This window comes from Rhodoferax sp. (assembly GCF_014859475.1).
Classification (GTDB): domain Bacteria; phylum Pseudomonadota; class Gammaproteobacteria; order Burkholderiales; family Burkholderiaceae_C; genus Rhodoferax.
On sequence record NZ_JACUUE010000159.1, the window covers coordinates 1 to 5,912 of the forward strand.

4 protein-coding genes are annotated in these 5,912 nt (G+C 64.1%); all 4 read right to left on the bottom strand.

What is annotated here, in order from left to right; translation table 11 throughout:
* Positions 1-182: 182 nt before the first annotated feature.
* The 4 genes from ftsW to murF are packed head-to-tail and all read right to left on the bottom strand — an operon-like array spanning position 183 to position 5,873.
* Complete coding sequence (gene ftsW, locus IBX54_RS11740) at positions 183-1,427, bottom strand: putative lipid II flippase FtsW (RefSeq protein ID WP_296542841.1); 1,245 nt, start codon at positions 1,425-1,427, stop codon at positions 183-185.
* A 26-nt stretch (positions 1,428-1,453) separates the two neighbouring features.
* Positions 1,454-2,968, bottom strand: a complete 1,515-nt coding sequence (gene murD, locus IBX54_RS11745) for a UDP-N-acetylmuramoyl-L-alanine--D-glutamate ligase (RefSeq protein ID WP_296542842.1) — start codon at positions 2,966-2,968, stop codon at positions 1,454-1,456.
* Between the two features lie 2 nt (positions 2,969-2,970).
* On the bottom strand, positions 2,971-4,149 hold the full coding sequence (gene mraY, locus IBX54_RS11750) for a phospho-N-acetylmuramoyl-pentapeptide-transferase (RefSeq protein WP_296542840.1): 1,179 nt from the start codon (positions 4,147-4,149) through the stop codon (positions 2,971-2,973).
* On the bottom strand, positions 4,143-5,873 hold the full coding sequence (murF, locus tag IBX54_RS11755) for a Mur ligase family protein (protein ID WP_296542843.1): 1,731 nt from the start codon (positions 5,871-5,873) through the stop codon (positions 4,143-4,145). Before murF ends, mraY begins: the two co-directional genes overlap by 7 nt.
* Positions 5,874-5,912 lie beyond the last annotated feature (39 nt).

Genomic DNA, 5,912 nt, shown 5'->3' on the forward strand with positions numbered 1-5,912 from the left:
CGCAAAACCCGCCCAGCGCAGGTTGCCCGCAGCAAAGCTGCGGGTCGCAGACAGCAGGGTCGCCTTTCTTTTGCTTACTTTTCTTTGGCGAAGCAAAGAAAAGTAAGTCGCCCGCCGGGGCGAAACCCGGCCCCGAAACTCAGCAAAACCAGCAAAACAACGCCACAAGCCCATCACCCAGCTCATACCCGCCCCCCCTGCATCAACGCACGATTCTCTTGATCGATGCGCAGCACCACAGCAATAGCAATCAGATTCATCAAAATGGCCGACCCACCATAGCTCATCAGCGGCAACGTCAGCCCCTTGGTGGGCAGCGCGCCCAGATTCACGCCCATGTTGATGAAGGCCTGAAAGCCCATCCAGATCGCCACGCCCTGCGCCACCAGGCCGGCAAAAACCCGCTCCAGCGCAATCGCCTGGCGGCCGATGTACATCATGCGGCGCACCAGCCAGAAAAACAGGCCGATCACCGTCACCACACCAATCAAGCCGAACTCCTCGCCAATCACAGCGAGCAGGAAGTCGGTATGCGCCTCAGGCAGCCAGTTGAGTTTTTCCACGCTGCCGCCCAGGCCCACGCCAAAAATTTCGCCGCGCCCAATGGCGATCAGCGAGTGCGTGAGCTGGTAGCCCTTGGCCAATGCGTTTTGTTCGCTCCACGGATCAAGGTAAGCAAAAATGCGCTCGCGACGCCATTCACTGGCGGCGATCATCAAACCAAAAGCGACCACCAGCACGGTGGCGATCAAAAAGAACATGCGGGCGTTGACGCCGCCCAAAAACAAGATACCCATGGCAATCACGGCAATCACCAGGAAGGCGCCCATGTCGGGCTCGGCCAGCAGCAGCACGCCGACCACGGCCACCGCAGCGCCCATCGGCAGCACGGCGCGGAAAAATCGCTCCTTGACATCCATCTTGCGCACCATGTAGTCGGCTGCGTACAGCAGCACGGTGAACTTGGCCAGCTCGGACGGCTGAAAGCTCATGGGCCCCAGGCTGATCCAGCGGCGCGCGCCATAGACCACCTTGCCCACATTCGGAATCAGCACCAGCGCCAGCAGCACCAGCGAGATCAATAACAGCGGCCTGGCAAACTTTTCCCAACGCGCCAGCGGCACCTGGTAAGCCAGCAGGGCAACCGCCAGCGCAATCACCAGCCACATGGCGTGGCGCACCAGAAAATAAGTATGGGTGTAGCGGGCAAAGCGCGGGTTTTCGGGCATGGCAATCGAGGCCGAATACACCATCACCAACCCCCACAGCAGCAGCGCCACCGTGACCCACACCAACGGCTCATCAAAGCCCTGGGCACGCGAAGGCGTGGTGCCGGTGGACGACAGGCGCGAGCCGCCCAGACGCACCGGCAAGACATCGCCCGACGGGTTGCGGGCCCTACCCAGCCGCCCGAGCCAGCCCAGCAGGCCTTGGAAACGTGCAGCAACCGCGCTCACAGGCCGCCCTCCAGCATGACACCGGCATCCGCCGCCAGAGCTTCCACGGCCTGTACAAACGCACGGGCACGGTGTTCGTAGTTGTCGAACATGTCAAAACTGGCGCAGGCGGGCGACATCAGCACGGCGTCACCCGGCTGGGCCTGGGCGCGGGCCTGCGCCACGGCATCGACCATGGAGCTCGCGTCAAAAAGCGGCACCTGTGCATCGGCCAGCGCCGCACGCAGCAGCGGCGCATCGCGCCCGATCAACACCACGGCACGGCAATAGCGGCGCACCGGCTCGGCCAGCGGGGAAAAGTCCTGGCCCTTGCCCTCGCCGCCCAGAATCACCAGCACCCGGCGCTCGGCACCAAGCCCCTGCAACGCGGCCACGGTGGCACCGACGTTGGTGCCTTTGCTGTCGTCAAAAAATTCGATGCCATCAACCATGCCCACAGACTGCACGCGGTGCGGCTCGCCCCGGTAGTCGCGCAGGCCATAAAGCATGGGGCCTAGCGCGCAACCGGCGGCGCAGGCCAGCGCCAGGGCAGACAAGGCATTGATGGCGTTGTGGCGGCCGCGAATGCGCAGCGCATCGGCGGGCATCAGGCGCTGGATGAACAGCTCGGGCGCCTCGCCCTTGCGCGGTTTGATGGTTTCATCGGCTTGCAGCGCGCGCACCAGCCAGCTCATGCCATTGACGGACTCCATCCCGAAGTCGCCTGGGCGCTGCGGCAGGTCGCCACCAAAAGTGACGTAGTCGCGCTGCCGGGGCTTTTGCAGCTTGACCCGCACCGGTGGCGGCAGCATACCCATCACCGTCTCGTCATCGCGGTTCAAGATCATCAGGCCGTGCTCGCCAAAAACAGCCGTTTTGGCCTGCACATAGGCTTGCATGGCGCCATGCCAGTCCAGATGGTCCTGGCTGATGTTGAGCACGGCAGCGGCGGTGGGTTCAAAATTGCCAACGCCTTCCAACTGGAAGCTCGACAGCTCCAGCACCCAGACTTCGGGCAAGTCCTCGGCATCCAGCCGCAGCATCAGCGTGTCGAGCAGCGTCGGGCCGATGTTGCCCGCCACCGCCACGGTCTTGCCGGCGCGCTCGACCAGTTGGCCGGTGAGCGATGTCACCGTGGTCTTGCCGTTGGTGCCGGTGATGGCCAGCACTTGGGGCGTGTAGTCGCGGCTGACCTTGAGGTCGGCGAGCGCTTGCGCAAACAGGGTCAGTTCACCGCCGATCGCCATGCCACGGTCACGGGCGGCCTGGACCAGCGGCGCAATGTCGGCCGGGCTCAGGCCCGGGCTCTTGAACACGGCGCTGATGCCGCCCTGCAGCAAGGTGGCATCCAGCGGCCCCGTGACAAAACGCGCCGCCGGGACATCACCTTGCAGCGTGGCCAATTGCGGCGGCGCGGCGCGCGTATCGGCCACCGTCACCTGCGCGCCAGCCCGTGCGCACCAGCGCGCCATGGCCAGACCGGAGGCACCCAGTCCCAGGATCAGCACGTGATGGTTTGCCAATGGATTCATCATCAGCGCAACTTCAAAGTTGACAGACCCACCAGGCACAACAGCATGGTGATGATCCAGAAACGCACCACCACCTGCGTTTCTTTCCAGCCGCTTTTCTCGAAATGGTGGTGCAGCGGCGCCATTTTCAGAATGCGCCGGCCTTCGCCAAAACGCTTCCTGGTGTATTTGAAATACATCACCTGCAGCATCACCGACAGGGCTTCGACGACAAAAATACCGCCCATGATGGCCAGCACGATTTCCTGGCGCACGATGATGGCGATGGTGCCCAAGGCGGCGCCGAGCGCCAACGCACCCACGTCGCCCATGAAGACCTGCGCCGGGTGCGTGTTGAACCACAAAAAGGCCAGTCCGGCACCGGCCATGGCAGCACAAAAAATCATCAGTTCGCCAGCGCCCGGGATGTGCGGCAAAAACAGGTAGCGGGCAAAGACGGCGTTGCCGGTCACGTAGGCGAAGATGCCCAGGCACGAGCCCACCAGCACCACCGGCATGATGGCCAGGCCATCCAGACCGTCGGTCAGGTTCACCGCGTTGCTTGACCCGACGATCACCAGGTAGCTCAGCAGCACAAAGCCCAGCACCCCCAGCGGGTAGCTGATTTCCTTGAAGAACGGCACCATCAAGCCCGCCTTGGGCGGCAGGCTCATGTCAAAGCCCGACTGCACCCAGGTAAAGAACAGTTCCAGCACGCGGTAGTTGGTGTTCTCGGAAATGCTGAAGACCAGGTACAGCGCGGCCAGCAGACCGATGAGCGACTGCCACAGGTATTTCTCACGCGAGGGCATGCCCTCGGGGTCCTTGTTGACCACCTTGCGCCAGTCGTCCGACCAGCCGATGGCGCCAAAACCGAGCGTGACCAGCAGCACGATCCAGACAAAGCGGTTGTGCCAATCGAACCAGAGCAGCGTCGAGATCGCAATACACAACAAAATCAGCACGCCGCCCATGGTGGGGGTGCCGCTTTTGACGTGGTGCGTGTCCATGCCGTAGCCGCGAATCGGCTGGCCAATCTTGAGCGCGGTGAGACGCCGGATGACCCAGGGACCAGCGGCCAGGCCCATCAGCAGCGCGGTCAACGCGGCCATCACGGCGCGAAAGGTCTGGTACTGGAAAACGCGCAAAAAGCCCATCTCGGGCGACAGCGTTTGCAACCATTGGCTCAGCCAGATCAGCATGGGTTGGCCTCCTTGTCTTGCTTGTCGGATTGCGAGGCCTGCACAATGGCTTCGACCACGCGCTCCATCTTCATGAAGCGCGAGCCTTTCACCAGCACGCTGGCCACCGCGGGCAGCGCCGCCAGCACGGCCGCCTGGACCTGGTTCATTTGCGCATGCACTTCGACCGCTGCCAGGGGCGCTGCGGCTTGCGCACAGGCGCTGCCGGTGACGATGATTTTGTCGATCTGCTGCGCCAACGCCCATTGCAGCGCCTCGGCATGAAACTGCGGTCCCTGGTCGCCGACCTCGCCCATGTCGCCGAGCACCAGCAGACGCGGCCCGGGCAGCGCGGCCAGCACGTCGATGGCGGCGCGCACCGAGTCGGGGTTGGCGTTGTAGGTGTCATCAACCAGCGTGATGGCGCGACCGCCATGGCGCACCAGCAGCGCCCGCGAACGTCCCTTGACCGGCTCGAAAGCTGCCAGCCCGGCCGCAATCGCCGCCAGCGGCACACCGGCGGCCAGCGCGCAAGCTGCCGCCGCCAGTGAATTCCTGACGTTGTGCGCGCCCGCAATGTGCAGCGCGTAGTGCAGTTCGCCCTGCGGCATCATGGCGCTGACCTGCCAGGCCGCGCCCGACCAGACCGCCTGCGTGGCGTGCACCGCCGCCGGCAATGCACCGTCATCGCGAGCCCCCCGTATCCGGCCCGATACCGCAGACGAAGGTTGAACAGCGACTTCGTCACTGCGAGCGTAGCGCGGCAGTCCATGCTGTTGGAAGTCATGGATTGCTTCACTGCGTTCGCAATGACGGTCACTTTCGCAATGACGGGGCTGTTCATGGAAGGGCCGTAGGCCGTGGCGATCCATGCCTTCGGAAGTCATGGATTGCCGCGCTTCGCTCGCAATGACAACCGGCTGACCAAAACACAGGCAAGCGCGCGCGCCGGCCTTGGCGGCCCACAGCGCGCTGTAGGCGTCATCGGCCGGGTAAACGGCCACACCATCTTGGGGTAACGCGTCGATCACCGCGCCGTTTTCCTGCGCCACGGCTTCGACCGTTTGCATGAATTCCAGGTGCTCGCGCTGGGCGTTGTTGACCAGCGCCACGGTGGGTTGGGCAATGGCAGCCAGGGCGGCAATTTCGCCGGGATGGTTCATGCCGAGCTCGACCACGGCAATTCGGTGCTGCGCGCGCAAGCCCAGCACGGTCAGCGGCACGCCGATGTCGTTGTTCAGATTGCCCTGCGTGGCCAGGTAAGCCTGGGGTTGCCAGGCGCGCAGGATGCTGGCGATCATCTGCGTCACCGTGGTCTTGCCGTTGGAGCCTGTGACGGCGATCAGCGGCAGCTTGAACTGCGCACGCCAGTGCGTGGCCAGTTGCGCCAAGGCCTGTTTGGCGTCAACCACAACCAGGCCGGGCAAGCCGGCCTGGCGCAGTTTTTCCGCTGCGCCATCGCCTTGGCAAATGGCCGCCACTGCGCCCTTGGCACGGGCCTCGGCCAAAAAGTCGGCTCCGTCAAAGCGCTCGCCACGCAGCGCCACGAACAGGTCGCCCGGCGCCAGCGTGCGCGTGTCGGTGTGCACCCGCTGAATCGCCACGGCACCAGGCGCTTGCGCACCAGCCACCCATTGCGCCTGAACCAGCCAATCGGCAACTTGTTGCAGGTTCATCATGTCTGGCTGGATCAGGCCAGATTCCGCACGCGGACCTTGAACCGGGGGCTCGTCACTGCGAGCCATCCGTACCCGGCCCGATACCGCACACGGACCTTGAACAGA